The 21,968-nt window shown below is 42.6% G+C and carries 17 protein-coding genes and 1 other annotated feature; of the genes, 3 read left to right on the forward strand and 14 right to left on the reverse strand.

What is annotated here, in order from left to right; translation table 11 throughout:
- Positions 1 to 178: 178 nt before the first annotated feature.
- The gene (leuS, locus tag MKX97_RS10855) at positions 179 to 2,593 is read right to left on the reverse strand and encodes a leucine--tRNA ligase (RefSeq protein ID WP_342535945.1); all 2,415 of its coding nucleotides are present in this window, start codon (positions 2,591 to 2,593) and stop codon (positions 179 to 181) included.
- A 45-nt stretch (positions 2,594 to 2,638) separates the two neighbouring features.
- Positions 2,639 to 2,856, reverse strand: a binding site (T-box leader).
- A 136-nt stretch (positions 2,857 to 2,992) separates the two neighbouring features.
- Between leuS and MKX97_RS10860 the strand changes: the two genes are divergently transcribed.
- Together MKX97_RS10860 and MKX97_RS10865 are read left to right on the forward strand one after the other, a co-directional pair.
- On the forward strand, positions 2,993 to 3,952 hold the full coding sequence (locus tag MKX97_RS10860) for a TIGR01212 family radical SAM protein (protein WP_078816940.1): 960 nt from the start codon (positions 2,993 to 2,995) through the stop codon (positions 3,950 to 3,952).
- Positions 3,953 to 3,963: 11 nt separating this feature from the next.
- Positions 3,964 to 4,551 (forward strand): class I SAM-dependent methyltransferase, encoded by a 588-nt coding sequence (locus MKX97_RS10865; protein ID WP_342535946.1) that lies wholly within the window; start codon positions 3,964 to 3,966, stop codon positions 4,549 to 4,551.
- 57 nt (positions 4,552 to 4,608) lie between these two features.
- On the opposite strand, the gene MKX97_RS10870 is transcribed toward MKX97_RS10865, so the two are convergent.
- From MKX97_RS10870 to MKX97_RS10890, 5 genes are all read right to left on the reverse strand, one after another.
- The gene (locus tag MKX97_RS10870) at positions 4,609 to 5,334 is read right to left on the reverse strand and encodes an SDR family NAD(P)-dependent oxidoreductase (RefSeq protein WP_342535947.1); all 726 of its coding nucleotides are present in this window, start codon (positions 5,332 to 5,334) and stop codon (positions 4,609 to 4,611) included.
- A gap of 282 nt (positions 5,335 to 5,616) precedes the next feature.
- Positions 5,617 to 6,282, reverse strand: coding sequence for an exonuclease domain-containing protein (locus MKX97_RS10875; protein WP_340759089.1), 666 nt, complete (start codon positions 6,280 to 6,282; stop codon positions 5,617 to 5,619).
- Between the two features lie 70 nt (positions 6,283 to 6,352).
- Positions 6,353 to 8,281 carry a DUF294 nucleotidyltransferase-like domain-containing protein gene (locus MKX97_RS10880; protein WP_342535948.1) on the reverse strand — a complete coding sequence of 643 codons (1,929 nt, stop codon included), beginning with the start codon at positions 8,279 to 8,281 and terminating at the stop codon, positions 6,353 to 6,355.
- Positions 8,282 to 8,417: 136 nt separating this feature from the next.
- Positions 8,418 to 9,965 carry a sodium/solute symporter gene (locus MKX97_RS10885; RefSeq protein WP_340760931.1) on the reverse strand — a complete coding sequence of 516 codons (1,548 nt, stop codon included), beginning with the start codon at positions 9,963 to 9,965 and terminating at the stop codon, positions 8,418 to 8,420.
- A 19-nt stretch (positions 9,966 to 9,984) separates the two neighbouring features.
- Positions 9,985 to 10,302, reverse strand: a complete 318-nt coding sequence (locus tag MKX97_RS10890; protein ID WP_009497736.1) for a DUF485 domain-containing protein — start codon at positions 10,300 to 10,302, stop codon at positions 9,985 to 9,987.
- 462 nt (positions 10,303 to 10,764) lie between these two features.
- Between MKX97_RS10890 and MKX97_RS10895 the strand changes: the two genes are divergently transcribed.
- A complete protein-coding gene (locus tag MKX97_RS10895) occupies positions 10,765 to 11,433 on the forward strand; it encodes a GntR family transcriptional regulator (protein ID WP_009497737.1) in 669 nt (222 codons plus the stop codon).
- Positions 11,434 to 11,515: 82 nt separating this feature from the next.
- Here the strand turns inward: MKX97_RS10895 and brnQ are convergent, their stop codons facing one another.
- From brnQ to cysK, 8 genes are all read right to left on the reverse strand, one after another.
- Complete coding sequence (brnQ, locus tag MKX97_RS10900; protein ID WP_340759092.1) at positions 11,516 to 12,859, reverse strand: branched-chain amino acid transport system II carrier protein; 1,344 nt, start codon at positions 12,857 to 12,859, stop codon at positions 11,516 to 11,518.
- A 236-nt stretch (positions 12,860 to 13,095) separates the two neighbouring features.
- Positions 13,096 to 16,170 (reverse strand): SMC family ATPase, encoded by a 3,075-nt coding sequence (locus MKX97_RS10905; RefSeq protein ID WP_078816947.1) that lies wholly within the window; start codon positions 16,168 to 16,170, stop codon positions 13,096 to 13,098.
- Positions 16,167 to 17,321: an exonuclease SbcCD subunit D gene (locus MKX97_RS10910; RefSeq protein ID WP_342535949.1), complete on the reverse strand. Its 1,155-nt coding sequence runs from the start codon at positions 17,319 to 17,321 to the stop codon at positions 16,167 to 16,169. Before MKX97_RS10910 ends, MKX97_RS10905 begins: the two co-directional genes overlap by 4 nt.
- 42 nt (positions 17,322 to 17,363) lie before the next feature.
- Positions 17,364 to 18,080 carry an NAD-dependent deacylase gene (locus tag MKX97_RS10915; protein ID WP_221836325.1) on the reverse strand — a complete coding sequence of 239 codons (717 nt, stop codon included), beginning with the start codon at positions 18,078 to 18,080 and terminating at the stop codon, positions 17,364 to 17,366.
- A 132-nt stretch (positions 18,081 to 18,212) separates the two neighbouring features.
- Positions 18,213 to 19,217: an aliphatic sulfonate ABC transporter substrate-binding protein gene (locus MKX97_RS10920; protein WP_221836322.1), complete on the reverse strand. Its 1,005-nt coding sequence runs from the start codon at positions 19,215 to 19,217 to the stop codon at positions 18,213 to 18,215.
- Positions 19,218 to 19,246: 29 nt separating this feature from the next.
- Positions 19,247 to 20,002 (reverse strand): ABC transporter permease, encoded by a 756-nt coding sequence (locus MKX97_RS10925; RefSeq protein ID WP_221836319.1) that lies wholly within the window; start codon positions 20,000 to 20,002, stop codon positions 19,247 to 19,249.
- Positions 19,935 to 20,777: an ABC transporter ATP-binding protein gene (locus MKX97_RS10930; protein WP_221836317.1), complete on the reverse strand. Its 843-nt coding sequence runs from the start codon at positions 20,775 to 20,777 to the stop codon at positions 19,935 to 19,937. The genes MKX97_RS10925 and MKX97_RS10930 overlap by 68 nt, the downstream gene beginning before the upstream one ends.
- A gap of 239 nt (positions 20,778 to 21,016) precedes the next feature.
- The gene (gene cysK / locus MKX97_RS10935) at positions 21,017 to 21,943 is read right to left on the reverse strand and encodes a cysteine synthase A (protein ID WP_078816953.1); all 927 of its coding nucleotides are present in this window, start codon (positions 21,941 to 21,943) and stop codon (positions 21,017 to 21,019) included.
- Positions 21,944 to 21,968 lie beyond the last annotated feature (25 nt).

Here is a 21,968-nt window from a genome sequence, read left to right on the forward strand (position 1 = left end):
GAGCGGTAAAAAACTTTTATGAGCGTGAATCGAAGAGGTATGATCATGTATCGATGCAGTATGAGCGACTTTCCCAAAAGTATGAGCGCTTGCCCACAATTTATGATCGCGACCATCTTTTCAATCAAAATAAGCCGGTCAGAGAAAAATATTCTCTGACCGGCTTTTAAACATTTTATTAACCAGCGACTATATTTACTAGACGTCCAGGAATCGCAATAATTTTTTTCAATTCCTTACCTTCCATCCACTGTTTTACATCTTCGTTCGCTAGTGCAACTTGCTCTAGCTCTTCTTTCGTACTATCCTTCGACACATTGATTTTCGCACGGATTTTACCGTTGATCTGTACCGCTACTTCTACCGTGTCATCAGACAATTTCGTTTCATCATACGTCGGCCATTGTGCATAAGCTACTGTCTCCGTATGACCGAGTTTCACCCATAGCTCTTCTGCCAAATGCGGCGTAATCGGTGAAATCAATAAAACGAATCCTTCGATATACGCTTTCGGTAATTTATCCGCTTTATAGCACTCATTGATGAAGACCATCATCTGAGAAATCGCCGTATTATTGCGCATGCCTTCGAAATCTTCGGTTACTTTCTTGACTGTCTGATTGTATACTTTCTCAAGCGGTCCGCCTGTTTCTTCCGTAAGCTTATCCGTCAACGTATCATCTTCATTGACCAGTAAGCGCCAAATTCGGTCTAGGAAACGACGGGATCCGTCCAAACCGTTTGTCGACCATTCCTTCGAAGCATCAAGAGGTCCCATGAACATTTCATAAAGACGCAGCGTATCTGCACCGTGAGAATGAACGATATCATCCGGGTTGATGACGTTACCTAAAGACTTGGACATTTTCACATGACCTTCCCCTAGTATCATCCCTTGGTTGAAGAGTTTTTGGAACGGCTCTTTCGTCTGAACCACGCCGATATCATACAGCACTTTATGCCAGAAACGCGCGTACAATAAATGCAGAACCGCGTGCTCTGCTCCTCCTACGTAAATATCCACCGGCAGCCAGCGCTCTGCTAATTCCGGATCAATAATCATTTCATCATTGTTCGGATCGATATAACGCAAGTAGTACCAGCAGCTACCTGCCCATTGCGGCATCGTATTCGTTTCACGACGACCTTTCATACCTGTTTTTGGATCTACCACATTGACCCATTCTTCAATATTCGCTAGTGGCGACTCGCCAGTGCCGCTCGGCTTGATATTCTGTGTAACTGGAAGCATCAATGGCAATTCCGACTCATCCACTGTCGTCATCGTGCCGTCTTCCCAATGAATGACAGGAATCGGCTCGCCCCAGTAGCGTTGACGAGAGAACAACCAGTCACGCAGACGATACGTAATTTTGCGTTCGCCAGTTCCTTGCTTTTCGAACCATTCAATCGACTTTGCAATCGCTTCTTCTTTTCCTAAACCATTCAAGAAATCAGAATTGACATGCTCACCTTCACCTGCATAGGCTTCTTCGTCAATATTCCCGCCTGCTACAACTTCGACAATCGGTAAATCAAATGTTTTTGCGAATTCGTAATCCCGCACGTCGTGCGCTGGAACCGCCATGATTGCACCTGTTCCGTACGTCGCCAAAACGTAATCCGCAATCCAGATTGGCATTTTCTCGCCACTTGCCGGATTAATCGCAAACGCACCTGTGAAGACGCCTGTTTTATCTTTCGCTAAATCCGTACGCTCCAGATCACTCTTTGATTTCACATTGTCGATGTACTGTTCCACTGCCTCACGCTGCGCATCCGTCGTAATCTCTTGTACTAATTTATGCTCAGGTGCCAAAACTGCATACGTTGCACCAAAAATCGTATCCGGACGTGTTGTGAACGCATCAAATGAATGTTCCGTGTCGGCAATTTGGAATGTTAACTGTGCACCTTCTGAACGACCGATCCAGTTGCGCTGCATATCTTTCAGGCTTTCAGGCCAATCAAGGTCATCTAAATCTTCAAGAAGACGATCCGCATATTCAGTAATACGCAAAACCCACTGGCGCATCGGACGGCGTTCAACCGGGTGATTTCCTCGTTCGGACAGTCCATCGATGACTTCTTCATTTGCAAGCACAGTTCCTAAAGCAGGACACCAGTTGACCGGAACTTCATCGATATACGCAAGGCCTCGCTTATACAGCTGAATGAAAATCCATTGTGTCCATTTGTAATAGCTCGGGTCCGTTGTATTGATTTCACGGTCCCAGTCATAAGAAAATCCAAGTTCTTGCATTTGACGCTTGAATGTCGCAATATTTTTCGCAGTGAATTCCGCAGGGTCATTTCCTGTATCGATCGCATATTGCTCCGCAGGCAAACCGAACGCATCCCAGCCCATTGGGTGTAACACATTGTAGCCTTGCTTACGTTTAAATGCGCTCAAAATATCTGTCGCAATATAGCCTAGCGGATGCCCGACATGCAACCCCGCGCCGGACGGATACGGAAACATATCCAATGCGTAAAATTTCGGCTTGGATGGATCATTGATCATTTTATACGTCTTGTTGTCATCCCAATACTTCTGCCATTTTTCTTCGATTTGCACGTGATTATAACTCATCTGAAAATTCCTCCAATTCAAATAGAAAAGGCTCTCGTCCCTTTGCACAGGGACGAGAGCCTATATAGCTTCCCGCGGTACCACCCAAATTAACGGATTTCTCCGTCCAACTTGATTCCTTAACGCGGATCACGGTATCAGTTACATCTCTTCACTAATACAGACTCCTAGGCGAGTTCGATCTACGTTACTACAGACTTGCACCTGCCGTCTGCTCTCTTAAAATAAGCGGTAGAACTACTATTCCTGATCAAAGCCATCATTATTTTCTTCAGTTTACCCGAAACCCTGATTGAATACAAGCCTTCCCTGTTGCTTTTTGTCGTATACATACAGATTGTTGTATGATTTATTCGCTTGCTACGTGGTACAATGTCTGTTGTAAAGGAGCTGGATACGATGAACCAACCAACTTTTCCGTTCCCGAGTGAAGGGAAACGGTATCATACATGGTCTCGACATTTAAAAGATACATTTGGATGTAAAATTGCGAAAGTAGCACTGGATGCGGGGTTTGACTGTCCGAACCGCGATGGAACTGTCGCGCATGGAGGCTGTACATTTTGCAGCGTTGCAGGTTCTGGTGATTTCGCCGGAGACCGCGTCGATCCAATCGAAGTGCAATTTAAAGAAATCAAGGAACGCTCGCAAAGAAAATGGAAAGACGCAAAATATATGGCGTATTTCCAAGCGTATACGAACACCCACGCTCCCCTTCCTGTATTGAAAGAGAAATTTGAAGCTGCCCTCGCACAAGAAGGAGTCGTTGCGCTTTCCATCGCAACTCGTCCGGATTGCCTCCCCGATGACGTAGTTGAATATTTGGCGGAACTCAATCAGCGTACCTATTTATGGGTCGAACTCGGTTTACAGACGGTTCATGAATCCACTGCAAAACTAGTCAATCGAGCGCATGATTTCGAGTGCTATAAAGAAGGCGTCGATAAACTTCGGAAACATGGCATCCGCATTTGCAGCCATATTATTAACGGCTTGCCGGGTGAAACGGAAGAAATGATGATGGAAACTGCGCAGGCAGTTGCAAAGCTTGACGTTCAGGGAATTAAAATTCATTTGCTTCATTTGTTGAAAGGTACTCCTATGGTCAAACAATATGAAAAAGGCAAATTGGAATTCCTGACAAAAGAAGCGTATATAAACCTTGTCGCAGATCAGCTGGAAATCATGCCTCCTGAGATGATTGTACATCGGATTACTGGAGACGGACCGATTGATTTATTGATTGGACCGATGTGGAGCGTAACCAAATGGGAAGTGCTGAATGGCATTGACGCGGAATTGGAAAGACGGAACAGCTGGCAAGGGAAAAAGTATGTGCAAGAGGTGAACTTGAAGTGACGGACATTATTTTGCATCGTGTCCTGCCTGTAGCAAAGCGGCTCATTTCAGAACGCGTGCAACCGGGCGAAATGGTGGTCGACGCAACAGCAGGCAACGGAAACGATACACTGTTTCTGGCTGAGCTTGTCGGAGACTCCGGAAAGGTATTTGCGTTTGATATCCAACAGCAGGCACTGGATACGACGCGTCAACATCTTGGCGATTTAGCAGGCCGGACTTCTTTAGTTCTCGATAGTCACGAGAACGTCCGCCAGTATGTAAGCGGCGAAATCGGCGGTGCCATGTTTAATTTAGGCTATCTGCCTTATAGTGAAGACCAAAGCATCATTACAAAGCCTTCTTCAACCATTGCAGCGCTGGATGCTTTGCTTGGCTTACTAAAAAAAACGGGCATCATCACGATTACCGTGTATGACGGACATGAAGGTGGCAGCGAAGAACGCGATGCGCTGCTCGAATATGTCAAGACGCTGCATCAAGGTGATGTCCATGCCATCCGCTACGAATTGCTGAATCAACGCAGAAATCCACCTTTTTTGATTGCGCTGGAAAAAATGAAGGATTTTAAAGAGGTTCGCAAAGTAGCTATAGAATGAAGTTGAAACCCCGCTGCAGCTTGGATTCTTCAAGTTGCCGTGGGGTTTCTTTTCTAATTAGTTGAAGTGACGAATATCTGCAATTGTTTCTGTTTCAATGAAATTCGTTTTGTTAATAAACTTCAATAATTTACTCGCAGTCTCTGCCGCAGTACTTAGTTGTCCTTGTTCTTTATAAGCAATGAATTTCTCTAAATGAGGAAATTGTTCTTCTGAAGAAGATCGGATGGTCTCTTGCATGCCCGTATCAATAATTCCAGGCGCGATCGATACAATACCTACTGGGTTCTCTGACTGCTGTTGTTCTAATGCAACGACTCGCGAGAAGTGATCAAGCCCCGCTTTCGTTGTGCAATAAATGCTCCACCCTTCATAAGCATTGCGACCAGCGCCGGATGAAATGTTCAAGACCTTTTTCTCTCCCGAAAAATCTACTAAAGTGGCGATAAATGTATTGATCAAATGAATAGGAGCAGTCAGATTTACTTTCACTGCTTTCTCAATTTCTTCCGAATCCAATGAACCAACCATATCAATCGGATCGATCACACCCGCGTTATTGATTAAGGTGAAAGATTTAGCCTCGTCCATATGGCGATGGATGATTGTTTTCACTATGTTTGACGTTTTCCCAAAATCCGTAATATCCACTTCCTCCATACGTTGCAAGCGGTCTGGATTCGTGCGTGCTAGACCGTAAACCATTGCACCGGATTCAGTAAATTGTTTATACAGTTCTTGTCCAATTCCTTTTGATGCACCCGTAATAATGATAATTTCCATTTTTTCTACCTCTTTCCAAATTATTTCTCTGCAGATCAATGTGCGATACTCTTCAATTTGCCCTTATAAAGTTTTATCGGGCAGTTCAAAAAACAGAATCCAACAATAGAGTAAAACAGCTGCGATGATGAGGATCAGTAAAATCATCTGACGTTTATTCATTCTGTCACGCCCCTTAATTAATTCAACTAACTAATTGTATCTTCAATATAGCACATTGAATCGACTGACAAAAACAGCCCGTCACTCAAGGTTCGCTTGAATGCGGGCTATTCGGATTGATCAAGTATGGGATACAAACTTATGTGCTCCGCCATTCTTAATGCGCAATAAATCAGCTAGCGTCTTAATTCCTTGGCGGTCGAGTTTCTTTAGCAGTTCAGTGAACACATGCGCTGTCGTTAAGGCATCGCCTAGTGCGCGATGCCGTTCAAAAATTTCTGTACCAAAAATCCGCGCATAATCTGCCAAATCTTGCTGCTCGCTTGCTGGATCTAAAAAGCGGATGAGATGCATCGTATCGAACGACGTAGGCGTTTCAAAGGTACATTTCTGTCTGCTTAATTCTTTTTTTATGACCATTTCATCAAAACTAACATGGTGACCTACCCAGCCACCACTTTTATTCTCTTCGATGAATGTGAAATATTTTTCAATGGCCGGTAAAGGCAAAGGAGCTTCATCCACTTGTGCTTGCTGTATATTGGTTAATTTTTTGATTGCAGTCGGAATCTCTCTTGAAGGATTGACGAATGTTTGAAATACTCGATCCGTCACATGAAACCCCTCCACTTGAACCGCGCCGATTTCTATCATCCTGTCGTCTGCTCCTATCGCAAAGCCAGTTGTTTCGGTGTCGAATACTGTAAAGCTCATATCTTGTAAAGGCGTGTTTAAGTGAAGAGATTGCTGTAGCTCATAGGTTAATTTTTTCTTTTTCCAGAACATGATCTTGCCTCCCCTCCCTATATAGTACATTACGCACGTGTTTAGTACAGGGATCTTCATCTAAATAATCTTATAATTTTGATAATAAGTGCGATTGAAGAGCTCTTACAGTATCTAAGGTGGTTCGTAATTCATTCAGTTCCCAACGGCGTAACTTTCGCAAATCAATTTCTGTGGAGATTTTCTCATTTCGTAAATGTTTTTCCCATGACATCGAAATACGAATGCTCAATGAAATTTCATAAGCATGACGCACTTCTTCTGCAAAATCTTTTGTGATTTTTTTCTTTTTATACAAAGCTGAAATAATTTCTAAAGGCGTCGCGTTAATGATACCGTTGTTGACACCTAAAATCTGCAAACAATGATGCAGAGGAAACAACGCATGCTTTTTAATATCAATAATATCTGCCTTGCTGCGCCCTTTAAAAATCGTCAGGAAATTCTGATGGAGCTGAGGAATCGGTTTTTCTCTCTCCTGCTGAGCCATGTAATAGATGAACGTGGAAGACTTCCTCAATTGTTCTTTCACCATTAGAACAAAACGGTCATTCACCGATGACTCTCCATATAGGAAACGGAATGATAGAAAGTTATAACCCAATAAAATTTGTTCAGGCGTCGACTGCAAAGCCCATTTTCGCAGACGCTCTCTCCAATCATTCATCGTACCGCGCCATTGAGTCTCGCTCGCCATCATAAACCCTTTACATCTAGTATACCCGGCTTGTTCCAAATGAACGACAATCTCATTCCCTAGAATTTCAAAATAACTTTCGACTCGCTGTGCTTCAGCTGAAGAAACATCTTCATATACTAAAAAATGATCCTGATCGGTGAGCATGAACTGTTCTCCCCGTGCCCCGCTCCCCATTTGATACCAAGCAAACGGCACTGGCGGTGAACCTTTCCCCTGGTCTTCCAGTGATTTAACAGCTAGCATTACACAATGTTTAGCTAAACGATCATAGAATTTCGTGATGATTTCTAAAGTATGAATGGTAGAAATTTCATCGTGAATCAAATTCGAAAGAACATCATAAATCGCCGCTTTCACGATTGGCAAATTTTCAAATGAAGATTCTTCAATCGTACGCAAAATATTCATGGAATTACGGTCACGTTTCATGATTAACGTAGCAAACGTAACGATTCCTACAGGCTTTCCAGCTTTCACAACCGGCAAATGCTTGATTCCGTGTTTGTAGAACTTTGTCAATGCCTCATAATAATAATCTGTCAAACGAACAGTGTGAGGTTTCTTCGTCATAATATCTTTGGCTGCTAGATCCATCGGAGAGCCTCCACCCGCTATTACCCGTTCCACTAGATCTTTTTCAGTAACGATGCCGATGAGTTTGCCTATTTGATCTACCACAATAATTGAGCTGATGGAGTTATTAATCATCAACTCCGCAATTTCCTTCGTTCTTGCATCAGCACCAATCGTAATGACAGGACTGCTCATGAAGTCCTGTACACGGCGCACATAAGGCTCACTTTCACCATACTCATCAGCTAAACGAACCTGCTCTCCTAGGGAGGTATATACGTTGGCTAGACGCAATGACATCTTACGCAGAACGAAATCTCGTACGTTCTGATCATCCATTCGCTGCTTTATTACTTCATACGGAATCTGAAGACAAATTGCATTTTTCTTCACTTCCATATCAATATGATGTTTATCCAGCGGTCGAGCTATTTCACCTAAGTAGTAAGCAAAATTAGAAAAACCGATAATCTCGTCTTCTTGAATCACTTCCAACAGGACAGAGCTTCCATCTTGTCCTTCAATATGAACTTCTGCAGTTCCTTGCAAAATGATCAATAGGCCTTCTTGTGGTGTTTTAAAGTAGTTCTCTTTCTCGGCATTTTCATATATTTTTAGTTTACACTCTAGCAATAACTTGTCGAATTCTTCTTCTGTTGTGTTTTCAAATAATGGGCTCTGATGGATTTTTTCATATAACGCACGATCTTTTATCGTCTGCAGCACTACAAAACCTCCTTCTCAAATGAACGGTTCATGAACAACTTATTATTCCGGGTTTCCTTTCAGTACATAAAAATAGCCTCCCCTTCTGAGTAACTAATAGAAGGGGAAGCATTTCTAAGAACAAGTCTACAGATAATTAATTATCAAGCTCTCTGTAGCCGGTTTCTGCTTTGAAACGGACTTCTGCATAAGAGACTTCTAGTTCTTCGTGACGCTTAGCACTTAGAACCGTACCAAGCCATGCACCAATGAAACCTGCTGGAACAGAGAAAATCGTAGGAAGTGGATACGGGAAGATTGGCTCTCCTGTAAACAATGCAGCCCCTTCAACCGGATTCCAAACACTCGGGCTCATTGCCACAAGTACCAATGCTACGATAAGCCCTGATAACATGGATACAACAGCACCCGTTGTATTAAAACGCTTCCAATAGATTGTCAAAAGAATTGTCGGCACGTTGGCAGAGGCCGCTATACAGAATGCCAGTGATACTAAGAATGCAACATTCAGTTTTTCAGCGCCTAGTGCTAGAATGATAGAGAATACACCGATCGCGATGGAAGCCCAACGCGCAGCGTTAACTTGCTCTTTCTCTGTCACTTTACCATTTTTGAAAATTTGACCATACAGATCATGAGCGATTGCAGATGCACCTGAAAGAACGAGACCTGCAACTACCGCTAGAATTGTTGCAAACGCAACTGCTGCAACAAAGGATTCAAGGGCATTACCACCAAGAACTCCGGCGAGCATAGGCGCTGCCATATTTCCGGCGGCATTTTCCGCGATGATCGCATCTGCCCCAACGAACTTGGCAGCTCCGAAGCCAAGGAAAATTGTAAGTATATAGAAAAGACCGATAATCCAAACTGAATAAATAACAGAAGAACGCGCTGTTTTCGCATCTTTAACTGTAAAGAAACGCATAAGGATATGTGGAAGACCCGCTGTACCTAAAACAAGGGCCATTAATACAGATATTAGACCGATTGTATCCTTATAGACAACCCCTGAGTGAAGGAATGCTTCCCCATGTGGCGTTGCATTTCTCATTGCATCAAACATACCAATGAAGTTGAAGTTGAACTTCATAAGTACAAGGAACGAGATAATAATTGTACCTGCCATTAGTAGCATCGCTTTAACAATCTGTACCCAGCTTGTTGCAGTCATTCCGCCGAATAAAACGTAAATCAACATCATCGTTCCAACAAGTAGAACTGATCCCGCATATGGGATACCAAAAAGTAATTTAATAAGAGCTCCAGCACCAACTAATTGTGCAAGCATGTAAAACATAACAATTGTAATTGTATTTAATGCAGCCGCTCCACGAACTTTTTTAGCACCGAAGCGAGCACCGATCATATCGGCCATTGTAAACTTACCTAAGTTTCGTAGTGGTTCTGCGATTAGAAATAGTACAACTAGGTAGGCTGTCAGCCAACCAATACTATAGTAGAAGCCATCGAAGCCGTTAAGTGAAATCGCACCCGCGATACCAAGGAAAGAGGCTGCTGATAAGTAGTCACCGGCAATTGCCATACCATTTTGCCAACCAGTCAATGATCCGCCGGCTGTGTAAAAGTCACTCGCTGTGGTCGTTTGCTTTGCCGCCCACCATGTAATAAAAAGTGTCAGTGCAATGACTGAGAAGAATATTAGTGCAGAAATAAAATCCATTTTCATCAACAGAACCCCCTTATTTTAAGACGTTTTTCTCTATTATCTTATCTACTTCAACGTCAAAGTGTTTCGCTTTTGTCATATAAATAGATGTGAATATCCATACCATGAAAAACATAGAAAACGCATACACCCATGTCCATGTCATATAGCCTATTGCTCTTGTTTCTAGGATCGTAGTATAACCAGTTAAGAGTGGAAGAAGGAAGGTCGCTGCAAAGAAGGCTACGACATAAGGAGTTGCAAAGTTCTTTTTCCTTCTCACCAAACCTTTAAAGTCTTCAGTTTGGACAAGTCGCTCATAGTCTAATGTAGTTTTCGATTGATTACTCATTTGTTAATCCCCTTTCTATTTTTCTATTTTATCTAGCAAAGTGAAGCGATTTAACCAATCTCCTCCGTTCCTCTGAAACCGCTTTCATCATTAGCCTGTCTAGTTAATATGTCACAGCGGAATAAACAGGTTATTTGTTATAGTACACATGTAAACAATACCAAACATTTACTTAATTTGCAATACCTTTTTTCGAAGATTTGTAAAATTAAATCTACTGAGATAAGCAAGTTAATATACTCATTAATCTATCAAATGCAAGTGAAAGTTACAAGAACATTTTTTATTACTCGCTATTTTTTAAGTTTTCTAAATAAACGTGCCCTTTTTTCGATTTTATTCAACCTTAACAAGTTTTCTCTGTTAAATAACAGCTAAAAGATGTAGTATATTGTATATCATCTCCATTTAGATTGCGATTCGTCAAAATAGACTGAAAAAAGAGAAAGATGGTGTGAGAAATTGCCTATACCAACTAATCATGAACAACCTATCCGTAAGACAGCAAAGGAAAACGCTTTTAGTCAATTACAAAAGTGGATTATCGATGGAACTCTCCAGCCCGGTGAAAAACTGAATGATGTTGAACTTGCAGAAGCACTCGGTGTCAGCCGTACGCCGATCCGTGAATCACTGCAACTTTTAGAGGTCCGGGGATTCGTACAAATGTTTCCTGGAAAAGCGACGCAAGTAACCGAGGTAGATCGCGAGACCATCTCAGACTTATTGCCTCCGCTCGCTGCTTTACAAGCTTTATCAGCTGAACTTTCGATACCGAATCTCACTGACAATATCATTAAGAAACTGCGGGATACGAATAAACGTTTTGCACGGGCAGTAGAAAAGGAAGATTATTTTCAGGCATTGAAAATCGATGAAAAATTCCATCAAATCATTGTGGATACGGCTGAAAACCCATATATTTCTTCAATGCTTGTCTCCTTACAGGCCCATGTACGAAGACTATTTTTCCATAACTCCATCATATTAACTTCCCAATCAATTACGGAACACGAACAAATAATTGATCTGATGAGTGCACGAGACGGAGAACAAGTAACAAAAGTTATGCGAGAAAATTGGCTACGCGCAATCGAAGAGTTTCATTCTGTTAAGAGAGTCAATTCATAAAGTAATACTATTTCCAATCAAATATTTTTTAGTTCTTCAAAAAACAGGACCCGAGATAAGTTCGGATCCTGTTTTAATTTTATTATTTTTTGTTGGTAATAAAGACCATAGTCCCGGTAATGACCGCTACGATCAATACGGGCACTAGCCAACCAATCCCCTGCTCATAATATGGGATGTATTTTATATACGCATCATTAATTACTTCTAGCCACATAGGCATCTGTTTCTCAACCAGTGAATAGAATTTCACGAGCGCTTCCACAAAGCTGACCAGAAAAGCTGTAACTGTGGCGATCCGGTATACTATCTTGGCTTGTCGGAATAAAGGCCCTGTAAAAGTCAGCAAGATCAGTACCATAGCCAGTGGGTAAAGCAATACGAGCACAGGTAGTGAGTAATTGATAATGTTTTCTAAACCAAAATTCGCAACGACTAAACAAAATGTCGAAAAGAAAATCACAAATGATTTATAGCTAATCGCCGGGATAATTGAATGAAAGTATTCACCACATGCTGTTATTAATCCGATCGCTGTAGTCAAACATGCAAGCATGATTACTACACCGAGCAACACCAGACCAATCGAACCGAAGAAATGAGACGCCGTCTTACTCAAGACCGGTCCCCCCCCATTCAGTTGGCCGAATAATTCGACCGACGTAGCACCAAGGTAAGCGATACCGAGATAAATAATAGCCAAAAATCCAGCTGCCACAAAGCCGGTCTTCATAGTGGAAGTCAGAATTTGTTTTTTATTCGTTATACCCATCGCATGCAACGCTTTAATCACAATAATTCCAAAAACAAGCGACGCCAATGCATCCATCGTATTGTATCCTTCGAGGAAACCTTTAAAGAACGGAGACTCTATGTATGGATCTTGAGGAGCTTGGATTGTTCCCATCGGCTTGATGAAAGTCATCGCAATTAAACCAATCAACAATATAATGATAAGAGGTGATAGATATTTACCGACCCTATCAACGATTTTTGCAGGATTCATTGATAACCACATGCTAATGCCGAAAAATGCCAAAGTAAATAGCAATCTGGCCAAATCAATAGAAAATCCACCCAAAAACGGAGCAACTCCGATATCAAATGCTACTGCTCCAGTACGTGGTGCAGCAAAAAACGGACCGATGGTTAAGTACAATATTGAAGTGAATAGTACCGCGTAGATAGGGTGAATCCGGCTTGCCAAGTCCTGTAAATCTTTTTTCCCTGAAAAACCTATCGCTAATATTCCTAAAAAAGGTAAACCAACACCTGTAAATAAAAAGCCCAGCATTGCTTTCCATGTGTGAGTTCCTGAAAGCTGACCAAGTTCAGCGGGGAAAATTAAATTGCCTGCCCCAAAAAATAAAGCGAACAGCATAACCCCGATAACGAGACTTGATGAAAATGATAATTTTTTCTCCATTTGAATAAAAATCCTCCTACTAACGACAGTACTTTTCTGTATGCAATATATTACTCTTCCTAAACCAGAAAATCAACAGAGTGATAAATCGTTTAATTATTGAATTTATTGCTAACTCACTGACTATTTAGTTGTATCCGTGATATACCTGCCTTCTTCTATTTAATATACTTTTTCAAAACAAAAAAACTGACCATATAAGCGATCAGTTCTATCCTTTCCTTATCACCATCTATTTAGCTCAGCACAAACTTCGTCTTACTATATCCCTCTTTCAATTTTGTAACTTGCAATGTCGCTGGAATCGCTTCTTTCATTTCGTCAATATGTGAAATAACTCCAATCATTCTTCCGGATTGTTGCAAAGCGATCAATGTATCGATCGCTTTCTGAATGGCTTCCTCATCCAGTGCACCGAACCCTTCATCTATAAACATTGTCTCCATCCGTACAGCACCTTGGAAACTTTGGATAACATCCGCCATGCCAAGTGCCAGACAAAGAGACGCATTGAACTTCTCGCCGCCTGACAACGTCTTTACATCTCGCGTCTGGCCTGTATATGCGTCATGGACATCAATACCCAGCCCGCTTTGCTTCCCTCTCGTTTCCTGACGATCGCTGCGGACTAATTCATACTGCCCATTCGACAGATCTCGTAAACGGATATTCGCCGCTTGGATAATCCGTTCCAAATATTCAATTTGAATATATCGTTCGAATGAAATTTTTAACCGATTTTGACCACGTACAATATCGTAAAGGTCTGTGTACTTACCATGTGTTTTCTCTAATCCCACTTCACGTGATTTACTGCTTTCCAGCTGTTCACACAATTCTTCTGAAGACTTTCTCCATCCTTCTGACTGATTGAAATGTGCAAATGCCTTCTCATATTGTTCTTTCAAAGATTCTACTTGCTGTTCCAGTGTCTCGAGATCAATCAGTTTTTTGCCTTCAACCGATTGTTTCAGTTCATCGACAGAAGCTCTTAAAGTATGGAGCGTTTGATTGTACGATTGTAAACGATGTCTAATTTCTTGACGATCGCTCGAGGATAATTTTACTTTCAGATAACTTTCCTCCGACGTAAAACCTTCCTCTGCCAATCGCTTTTTAAATGCTAGCGTACTACGATTCAATTTCTCCTTCATTTCCGCCACAGATTGCTTTTCCATCTGTTCACGCGATTCCATTTGTGTTCGCAAGATATTCGCTTCTTGCAATTGCATTTGAATTTTTCCCCATGCATCTTCTAACTGCTGACTAACGGCTTCTTTCATTCGTATCTGTTCATTTAAAGCAGCAAACTCTCTTACATCTTCAGGGACAGATGCGATTGTATGGTCATACACGGCTCGCTTCGTTTCCAATTCACTTTTTGTTTCATTACGCTGCTGTTCCATTTTTTTGGTTTCAGCCATCTGTTTGTCCATAGCAATTTTAACTTGAGTTTCGGCATCTCTTTTCTGCTTTAAAACATCTCGATTCTTTCGAAGCACAGCCACTTTGTTTTCGAGATTCGTCTGTTCAGCTTTGTAATCACGCCCGAAATCGACGTCCTGTTCATCCAGTTCGTGTTTGATTGTTTCTAAATTTTGCTGAAGCTGCCGAGTTTCAGCAGATTTCGTATGAAAGACTTGCTCCTTCGATGCCAACTCTTGCTTTGCCTCGTCCAATTGCTGTTTTGTTACATTCTGTTCTTCTGAACCTGTTGCTTTTGCAGGATGGTGAGCGCTACCGCAAACAGGACAGTCTTCTCCTTCTTTTAAGGAAGCTGCCAGCAGCACTGCTTGATTACCAATCCAACGATCTTCCAGCAAACGATAAGCCGAGGCATACTCTTCGTATTCTTCTTTAGCAGCTTCATATTGAAGATGAAGCTGCTGAAGTTCGTGAACTCTTTCTTGATAGAATTTCAATTGTTTCGCAATGGCAGTTAAAGCGGCTAGCTCGTCCAGATGCAGTTCGTAATCTTCCAATGTACCTTCCAGTTCCTCGATTTCTATTTTCCGGGAAATAATAGTGGCTTGCTGTTGCTCAACCGCTTGATAATTTTGCTGTAGTTGCGTCTCAAGCTGGTCCGTTTTCTTTTGAAGCTGATCAAGCTGCTGACGCTGAGCCGCCAGTCCAGTGACCGTCGGAAGAAGTCCGTTCAATCTTAGTAATTCTTCCTTCGCTGCTATCCGGTCTGATTCCTTCACTTTCTCCTGTTCATATGAAGCCTTAGTATTCGCAAGTTGTTCATTAGCATTCGCGAGCAAGTGAACCACTTCTTGATAACTGCGGTCTTTCTTGTCCTGTTCTAATTTATTCGATTTCACTTGTTGTTCCAGATCTTCCAAGCCGGCAGCGCGTTCGGCTGCTTGCAATTGTTGCTCCAGAGAAGTCATTTCATCTTGCTGCGCGTACAGTCGCTGAAGATCTTCCTGACGCTTCTGCAGTTTCTCAAACAGTTCATTAGTAGTGCGAGCAGAGTACAATTCTTTTTGTTTATCATTATGGAAGGTATAAAAACGGGTATAGTCTTCATGTTTTTCCACGGATTGTGTTTGGTAATACTGTTGTTCTTCTTGCAACCCTAAAATTAGCTGATGAAAATTAGGGTACTCCGATTCCAGTTCAGTGAAGAGCAATGCATCACGCACAGGCAATTTCGCTGGAATTTGATGTAGAATAGCATCGCTAAGCTGTTTCTGTCGTAGATATTCCATTTTCGCTTCATCTTTTTTCGCCTTTAACCGGTCAACGATTTTCTGATAAGGTTCCGTTTTAAAGATCTTGCGCATGATTGCTTCCTTATTTCCTGTATCGGACGTAAGGAATTTACGGAACTCCCCTTGGGGAAGCATCATGATTTGACTAAATTGCGCGTGTGTAAATCCTAATAACTGCTCGATTTTCTCATTCACTTCAGTGACAATTTGCCGATCGACTACAGGAATGTTTTGCTCATCCTTCACCTCATACAGTTCACAGCGCGCAGATGTTTCGGATTTATTGCCTCGTTTTCTGTAAGGAATCTGCCGCAAAACACGGTATCTTCGTTGATGAATATCAAATAGTAATTCCACCGTCGTCTGAACAGAGTCATCTGCGAATTGACTGCGTAATGCTTTTGAATCTGTTCGGTCTTCCCCGCTCGCCAGCCCATAAAGTGCAAAACAAATGCCATCGAATATCGTCGTTTTTCCTGCACCTGTCTTACCTGAAATGACGAATAAGCGATGCTCTTTCAAATCACGAAAATCTACGGTCTCTGTATCTTTATACGGGCCGAATGCAGTCATGTTTAATGTGATTGGCTTCATGCTCTGTCCTCCTCATTCATGACATCCCATAAAACTTCTTCAAATAACTTCGCTGTTTCTGCATCAGCTTCTTCACCTTGCAGCTCTTTGTAGAACGATAAAAACATCGCACGATCGTCTTCCCGCTTTTTTACGTCTACTGCAGCACTTAATCCTTCAGACGACGATGTGAGGAGCTTTCTTTCGATGTGCATAGCATTCGGGTAGACAGAACGAATTTTTTCCATCGGCTGGATGATCGGCACAGTATCCGATAGCTTCACAAAAACATAGTCTTCATTCGGCTGGTGTGCAAGCAAGTCTTCCATAGTTCCTTCGACAGTCCGGACGTCATGACGCGGAGTCAGTGATCGTTTCTCCACATCCACTTTTCCGTCTTTTTGCAGATTAATGATGAGATAGCCTTTTTGATGATTCTCTTCTGAAATGGAATATTTCAAAGGCGAACCTGAATACCGAATCGTTTCATTCCCAACAAAATGAGCTCTATGCAAATGCCCAAGTGCTGTATAATGGAAAGGCTCGAACAAATTTGAGGAGACATATTCTGCTCCCCCGATTGATAAGGGTCTCTCTGCGTCGCTCGTATTCTCTTCTTTTTCACCAATTGGTGTGATGAATGCGTGCCCCACAAAAATATGTCTTGCGTTTGGTTCCATCGATAATCGTAAATGATCGATGACTTTTTGCATCGCTTGTTGGTGGCTGCTGATGGTGTCGTCTTCAAATAGGCTTCTAACAATAGATGGATCAGCGTATGGTATGAGGTGAAAATGTACGTCTCCAAATTCATCTTTCAAGACTACTGGCGGTAAATCGGCAGATAGTTCTCCTGTTATGTAGAGCCCTCGTTCTTTCATAAATGAACTGCCAAAGTGAAGTCGACTTGGGCTGTCATGGTTTCCGGCGATTGCGATGACCGGTGTTTGCAAGTCTATAACGATTTCCTGCAGGACTTCATTTAGCAGTCCGACAGCTTCGGTTGGCGGGATGGCACGGTCGTATAGGTCGCCTGCGATGATGACGGCGTCCGGTCTTTCTTGTTTGATATCTTCGATAAAGGCTTGCAGGATGAAGCGCTGGTCTTCCGTCATGTAAACGCCTTGAACCAGTTTGCCAAGATGCCAGTCCGCTGTGTGGAATATTTTCAAATGTATTCTCCTCTCGGTGTATAAAAAATGGCCAGTAACCTTTTATCGCAACAATTCCTCATCCGCTTCCTTTAAAACTTCTCCAATTTTCCGCCCGTTGATGACCAAATCTGCGATGTCGTCCATTTCAGTTGCTTCCAAATTGACGATGACTACTTTTGCACCTTGTTCTTTTGCCATCATCGGGAATTGATTGGCTGGGGAGACGGTTAATGAAGAGCCTAGGACGATAAATAAATCGGCTTTTTCACTTTCGAATATAGCCTGGAGAAAAGCTTCCTCAGGTAGCATTTCCCCGAAAAGAACAACGGATGGTCGAAGTTTGCCACCGCATTCGCAGTAGAATTCGTCCTGTGCGTAGCGTTCATTACTGTAGTCTTTTCCGCAGCTTTCACAATGAACCTTACGGAGCGTACCGTGCAGCTCCATCACGTTTTTCGACCCGGCCATTGTATGGAAACCGTCGACGTTCTGCGTAATGATACCGCTGATCAAGCCTTGCTGTTCCCACTTCGCCAAGATGCGGTGTCCGGCGTGCGGTCCAGTTTCCTTCGTGGCCAGTACGCGTTGTTTGTAGAATTGGAAAAATTGCTCGACCTGTTCGTTGAGAGCTGTCACACTCGCCACTTTTGATGGATCTTCCATTTCCCACATTCCTGTTTTGGCCGAACGAAAATCCGGCAATCCACTTTCCGTCGACATTCCCGCCCCTGTATAGACGATTGTCCGCTTGGATTTCTTCAATAAATCTGCCAGCATACATTCTCATCCTTTCATAATAGCGAAATTACGTTCTCTCTTTATAGTAGCATATTTTGTTTTCATCCGGATTGACAAAACTCCAACGACATAGGAAAAGCGAGCATCCTATTTTGGACACTCGCTTTCATTTTATTTGGCGGTAATTTCCTTAATCACATTCAGATCAATCAAACCGTCAATCTCATTCGTTTTAATATAATCTGCTTCCTGACTGATATCCGCCATTTCTTGTAAGACGTCTTCATTCACTTCCGTCGTCACTTCGATCCGGCTGAATGCCGCTTCAAGCTCTGCTTTGTCTAATTCTTTGCCTGTCAGCCCTTTAATATGCTTCACGACAAGTGCTTGTGCTTCTTCCGGCTCATCACGCACAAACTGCACCGCTCTGGCATGGGCTTTTAAATATGCTGTCACAAGCTCTTTATTTTGCAAAAATCCATCGCTTGTCGCTACAACAGTATTTGTTGACTCTTTGCCCCATGCAAAGTCTTCCCAATCCAATAACAGTTTTCCGCCTGCTTGGTTTTGCAAAATATAGCCCCATGGTTCTTGAGTCGCCGCGGCATCAACCGATTTTTGTATGAATAATGTAGCGGTATCTGCAGGAGCAGCTGCGAATAAGTCTACTGTTCCGCCATTTGTTTTTGCTTTCAAGTCTACGTCTTGCAATGCTTTACGCAACATGACGTCCTGCGTGCTGCCGATAACAGGAATCGCGACTTTTTTTCCATCTAAGTCCGCCAATTCATCGATGCCGCTATGACCACTTGCCACCAATACTGCGCCACCATTCACCGCACCTGAAACGATATGATATTTTGGATCCTTGACAAAATAGTTGATGACCGGTCCCGGACCAACAGTTCCAATATCGATTGAATTTGTAGCCATTGCTTCCATGAAAAGACCGCCGTTGCTCACTGTCTTCGTAGAAATTTTGATATCTTCACCAAATTCTTCTGCAAAGTAGTTATTTTCCAGACCAATGATCGTTGCAATATGTGTTAAGTTCGGGAAATAGCCTATCTTCACTTCATTTTTATCAGCTTCTGCTGCATCTTTTTTACCGCACCCAGATAAAATCCCAACGAGTGCCACTATAGAAATCAACACACCCAGTAACTTTTTATTCATCTCATTCTCCCCTTTTCCAATTGGATTCGTTACGTCCGAATTCCCCATTTTCGTTCTACGTTTCGTTCCAAACGTAAGAATAATACATTATCCATAATCGTTCCGATCACTCCTATGATGATCATGACCGAAATTACGAGATCCATCTGACCGAGCGCACGGCCTGCTTCCAGCAATTGACCGAGCCCGACACCAGCACCAAGCAACTCACCTGCCATCAGGGCGCGCCATGAGAAAGCCCAGGCAATACGTAAACCGGAAATCAGCTGCGGAACGGACGCTGGCAAGATTACGGTCCTTAAAAAATGAATTCCACTGGATCCAAGAGACTTAGCAACTCGTTGGTAAAGTATGGGTACATTTTTGAACCCACTCGTCGCATTGACGATCATTGTCCAAGTAGCCCCTAATGTAACGATAAATAAAATAGCGAAGTCATTTAGACCAAACCAAATGATCGCCAATGGAAACCAGACGATACTGGGAATCGACTGCAAAGCCGTCACAAGAAAACCAAGCGTATCTTCCACCAATTTATAGCGCCATATCAAATAACCAAGCACAAGACCGAGAATCGATGCAATGGTGAAACCGATGAGCAGGCGACTGAGACTAGCTCCAATTGCGACTAGAATCTGGCCGGATATGAGCCCGGAAAATAACGTTGCCATCACTTGCGTAAAACTCGGAAACATGAAATCGGGTAAATCCGATAATCTAGATGTGACTTCCCATATCGCCACTAGTATCCCGAGAAACGCTATTCGTCTTAAAGCTGTAGTCATCGCCCATCTCCTCCTTCAGCACCTTCTCTATTTCGTCTTGCAGTTCTGCTAAAATTTGCTTTTCCAATTGCAGTGTCACGTCACTTGGTACAACGCCATCTTTTGAATCCTTAGATGTGAAGACCGCTTTAATTTTTCCAGGACGAGTAGCGAATACTACAATCTTTTGGGAGAGCAGCACTGCTTCTCGGATATTATGGGTAATAAAGAAAATCGTGACTTTTGTTTTCCTCCAAATATCCAGTAACTCTTTATGCAACACCATGCGCGTCTGCTCATCCAGTGCTGCGAACGGTTCATCCATCAATAAAATATCAGGCTCCATCACGAGTGCACGTGCTATAGATACTCGCTGCTTCATCCCCCCCGACAACTGATGCGGATACGAATGGATATAATTTCCTAAATGAACCATTTTCAGCATCTCAATCGCTTTCTGTTCCGCTTCTTTTTTCGGTATCTTTTTCAGCAGCAAGCCATACGTCACATTATCCAGGACAGTCAGCCATGGAAATAATCCCGCTTCCTGAAAGACGACAACGCGGTCTGAACCCGATCCAGTCACTGTCTTTCCGTTAATGCTGATCGTTCCTTGATCCGCTTTTTCAAGTCCTGCAATTAAGTACAGCATGGTGGATTTTCCACATCCGGATGGACCGACAATCGAGACGAACTGACCTTTCTCCACCTCAAGGTCAATCTTATCCAATACTTTGACCGTTCCTCTTTCTTTATGGGGAAAGCTCTTTTCAATCCCTTTAATTGATAAATACATGTCGATTCCCCCTATTGCTCATTTTATTTTCTATCAAAGATTTTTAATTCCTACTATCTTTATATGTTTAACTATGTATATAATCTACCATTCCTATAGGATTTGTCAACACAATTTTAAAAATTCTTTTTTAAAGTTGCAATTATTTGTTTAAACTACAGGAAAACGTAGGAATCGAATTATTTACAAATCAAAAAACCTCCTCTGCTATGCAGAGAGAGGTTAATAAATAGATTTTATTAGTGAAACAAGTCACTTGATAGATATCGTTCACCAGAGTCAGGTGCAATACAGACAACCGTGTCCTCAGGTGTCAGCCGTTTGGCCACTTGCAAAGCAGCATAGAGTGAGGCACCACCAGAAGGGCCAAGCAACACACCTTCTTGTTTCGCAAATTGCCGGACTGTTGTATAGGCATCATCATCTTCGATTCGGAAAATCTCATCATAGACATCGGTGTTCAATACTGGAGGAATAAAACCAGGACTCGTACCGACAAGCTTATGTTTTCCCGGCTGACCACCCGATAAGACCGGTGATCCGGCAGGCTCCACTACATGGACCGTAATTGTAGGATCATGCTGTTTCAGTGCCTCTCCAGTACCTGTTACTGTTCCGCCAGTGCCGGAAGTACAGACGAAGGCCGTCAGTTTACGGTCAATCGAAGCGATTGACTCAATAATTTCAATAGCAGTTGTATGGCGATGGCTGTCCGGGTTCGCTTCGTTCTCAAATTGCATCGGTATGAAACTGTGATCAATCGATGCTGCAATTTCATTCGCTTTTGCAATCGCACCCGGCATGCGCTCTGAACTTGGCGTAAGAACCACTTCCGCTCCATAAGCCTTCATCAAATTGATCCGCTCAATCGTCGAGTTGTCGGGCATGACGAAGATGGCACGATAACCTTTCGCCGCCGCATTCATCGCCAAGCCGATTCCAGTATTGCCGGAAGTCGGCTCAATGATCGTAGCGCCAGGCTTCAAGACTCCGCTTTTCTCTGCTTCCACAAGCATTTGATAAGCGGCTCGGTCTTTGACACTGCGGCTCGGATTGAAATACTCCAGCTTGACATAAACAGCAGCACCACTCGGGCTCCCTAGCGTACGTACTTTTACTAAAGGCGTTTCTCCAATCAACTCCGCCATATTATTTACAACTAACATTCTCGTTCACCTTCTTTTTTAATGG

It is taken from the genome of Sporosarcina sp. FSL K6-3508, from assembly GCF_038615825.1.
GTDB lineage: Bacteria > Bacillota > Bacilli > Bacillales_A > Planococcaceae > Sporosarcina > Sporosarcina newyorkensis.